Origin of the sequence: Mesorhizobium sp. M7A.F.Ca.CA.002.05.1.1 (assembly GCF_003998335.1) — a bacterium.
Classification (GTDB): Bacteria; Pseudomonadota; Alphaproteobacteria; order Rhizobiales; family Rhizobiaceae; genus Mesorhizobium.
The window spans coordinates 1-2,965 of sequence record NZ_RZQI01000750.1 but is presented as its reverse complement, the minus strand read 5'-3'; the positions used below and the strand labels follow the sequence as shown (position 1 = coordinate 2,965).

The following is a 2,965-nucleotide window of genomic DNA, read 5'->3' as shown; positions in this document are numbered from 1 at the left end:
CGTTGCGGCCGTCGAGCACCTGGGTGAACAGCTCATTGAGCAGCCAGCCGAATTCGGGCGGCAGCTCATGCGCGGCCACTGCGGCAGTGAATTCGTCATGCGAGATCCTGACAAAGCGGATGTCGCGTCCGGCCGCCTTGGCAATCTCGGCGACCGCGTCTGCGAAGCTCAGCAGCCGCGGCCCGGTCAACTCATAGAGCTGGCCGACATGGCCTGGCTCCGTCAGCACGGCAAAGGCGGCGTCGGCGATGTCGTCGGCATCGACAAAGGGCTCGCCGACATTGCCGATCGGCAACGCCACTTCGCCTTCAGCCAGGGACCCGGTGAAGAAGCCTTCGCTGAAGTTCTGCGAGAACCAAGCGCAGCGCAGGATGGTCCAGTCGGCGCCCGAGGCCTTCAGCATCTCTTCGGCGCGCTGGGCTTCCGTTTCGCCGCGCCCCGACAGCAGCACCAGTCGGGTGACACCGTTTTGCACCGCGAGCCTGGCGAAGGCGTCGACGGTTTCAGCGGCGCCCGGCACGGCGATGTCGGGATAGTAGCTGATGTAGAGGGCGCTGACGCCTTGCATTGCCGGTCCCCAGGTCGCTGGGACTTCCCAGTCGAAGCGCGGTGTACCGGAGCGCGAGCCGATCCGCACCGGCAGGTCGTGCGCCGTCAGCCGCTCGGCGAGACGGCGGCCGGTCTTGCCGGTGCCGCCGAGGATCAGAATTGGTTTGGTTGTCGGGTCAGTCATAACCGTTTCCTCTGTTTAAAATATGAATAATACTCACGTTTGCAAAATGTGATAAACCCTCGTATTTTGCGAGTCAAGCGATTTTGCTGGCATTGGAGTCAGTCATGGAAGACACGGCCGCGCCGGTTTCCCCGCGGGAGCAGATTGCTTCGCCGCGCCGGGCGCCCAGCCAGCAGCGCAGCCGCGAGCGGGTCGAGCGCATGCTGACTGCCGCCTCAGCGCTGATCGCCGAGCAAGGCAGCGACGCCATGCGCATGGGAGAGGTGGCGGAACGGGCCGGGGTGTCGATCGGGTCGCTCTACCAGTTCTTTCCGGACAAGCGGGCGATCATCTGGGCGCTGGCCGAGCGCTACACCGCCGAAAGCCAGTCCTGCATTTCGGCAGCACTGGCTGGTGTCAGGGACGCCGAAGGCCTGCAGTCCGCGTTTTCAGAGTTGGTCGACATCTATTACCGGCTGTTCCTGGCCGAACCGGTGATGCGCGACATCTGGTCGGGCACGCAAGCCGACAAGGCGCTGCGCCAGCTCGAACTCGCCGACAGCCGGGCCAATGCCGAGTTTCTAACCGCGGTGCTGAAACGGCTGCGGCCGGCAGCCGATCCGGTGGCGTTGGAAACGACGGCGTTCCTCATCTGGCAGATGGGCGAAGCCGCCATGCGGCTGGCGATCTCGGTTGAGCGCCAAGAGGGCGACAGGCTGGTCGCGGCCTACAAGCGCATGGCGCTGAGGGAATTGCTGGCCGAGTAGCAACGCGCCGCAACAAAAACCCCGCCACGAAGGCGGGTTTTTGATCTGTAAAAAGCTCGTTTGGTTTAAGATCTTACTTGGTGCAAGTCATTATCCCAAAACCGCTTCGCACTTTTGGGCGACATGCACTTAGATGCCGAAACCTTCGAAACGCTTCTTGAACTTCGACAGGCGGCCGCCGCGGTCGAGCAGGGTCTGCTGGCCGCCGGTCCAGGCCGGATGGGTGGTCGGGTCGATATCGAGGTTCATCGTATCGCCTTCCTTGCCCCAGGTCGAACGGGTCGTGTATTCGGTGCCGTCGGTCATGACGACCTTGATGGTGTGGTAATCGGGATGAATAGCGCTCTTCATGGCTCGGTTCCTGGCTTGCCGGCGCGGCTGACGGGCATAAGCCTGCGTCGATGCGCCTCTTTTTAAAACTCGAAGCCGCAGCTATTGAGGAGCCACGGCTTCTAAAACGGTCGGCGAGCCTATACATCAGCCGGAATTGAATCACAAGGCCGCGGCAAGCGCATATTGAGGCGCAGACCCCAAGGGCGGCTGGAGGAAACATCGGGATGGCGCAAATCACCAGCGCAGACGAGCGCCGGCGTTCGCTCAAGCCGCTCCGGCGCCTGTTCCCCTACATCACGCACTATCGCACACTGGTCGTCGGCGCCATCATCTCGCTGGTCATCGCGGCGGCAACCACGCTGGCGCTGCCGCTGGCGGTGCGACGCATGATCGATTATGGTTTCTCGTCGTCCAGCACCACCTTCATTGCCGAATATTTCGCCGCCCTGGTGGCGATGGCCGCCGTGCTGGCGGCGGCATCGGCCGGCCGCTACTATTTCGTCATCACGCTGGGCGAGCGCGTCGTCGCCGATATCCGGCGCGATGTCTTCGCCCATGTGACGACGCTGTCGCCTGCCTTCTTCGACACCGCCCAGTCGGGCGAGATCGTGTCGCGGCTTGCCGCCGACACGACGCAGGTCAAGTCGGCGGTCGGCGCGACGGCTTCGGTGGCGCTGCGCAACGTCATCCTCGGCCTTGGCGCGGTGGGGATGATGGTCATCACCAGCCCGAAACTGTCCGGGTTGGTCATTGCCGCTATTCCTGTCATTGTGCTGCCGCTGGTCGCTTTCGGCCGTTCGGTGCGGCGCAAATCACGCCAGGCGCAGGATACGCTGGCCGATGCCACCGCCTATGCCAGCGAGCAGATAGGCGCGGTGCGCACGCTGCAGGCCTTTACCAATGAGAAGCTGGTCACCGGGCATTTCTCGGCCGCGGTGGAAGCTGCTTTCGAGGCGGCACGCTCCTCGATCTTCGCGCGCTCCTTCCTTACCTTCTTCGCCATTTTCACCATCTTCTCGTCCGTCGTGGCGGTGCTGTGGTTCGGCTCGCGCGACGTGCTCGAAGGCTCGATATCGCCCGGTACGCTCGGCCAATTCCTGCTCTATTCGGTGTTCGCCGCCGGCGCGCTGGGCGCGTTGTCGGAAGTCTGGGG

Annotated in this window: 4 protein-coding genes; 2 read left to right on the top strand and 2 right to left on the bottom strand. The window is 63.5% G+C overall.

Features of this window, described 5'->3' with window-relative positions; translation table 11 throughout:
* A partial coding sequence (locus tag EN939_RS27805) for an NAD(P)H-binding protein (RefSeq protein ID WP_127270926.1) occupies window positions 1-733 on the bottom strand: 733 nt, incomplete at its 3' end.
* Window positions 734-837: 104 nt separating this feature from the next.
* On the opposite strand from EN939_RS27805, the gene EN939_RS27800 reads away from it, so the two are divergent.
* On the top strand, window positions 838-1,479 hold the full coding sequence (locus tag EN939_RS27800; RefSeq protein ID WP_127270924.1) for a TetR/AcrR family transcriptional regulator: 642 nt from the start codon (window positions 838-840) through the stop codon (window positions 1,477-1,479).
* Between the two features lie 129 nt (window positions 1,480-1,608).
* On the opposite strand, the gene rpmE is transcribed toward EN939_RS27800, so the two are convergent.
* A complete protein-coding gene (gene rpmE / locus EN939_RS27795) occupies window positions 1,609-1,830 on the bottom strand; it encodes a 50S ribosomal protein L31 (RefSeq protein ID WP_023811830.1) in 222 nt (73 codons plus the stop codon).
* A gap of 206 nt (window positions 1,831-2,036) precedes the next feature.
* Here rpmE and EN939_RS27790 point away from each other — a divergent pair.
* Window positions 2,037-2,965: ABC transporter transmembrane domain-containing protein (locus EN939_RS27790; protein ID WP_245473191.1), on the top strand; the 929-nt coding region annotated here is incomplete at its 3' end.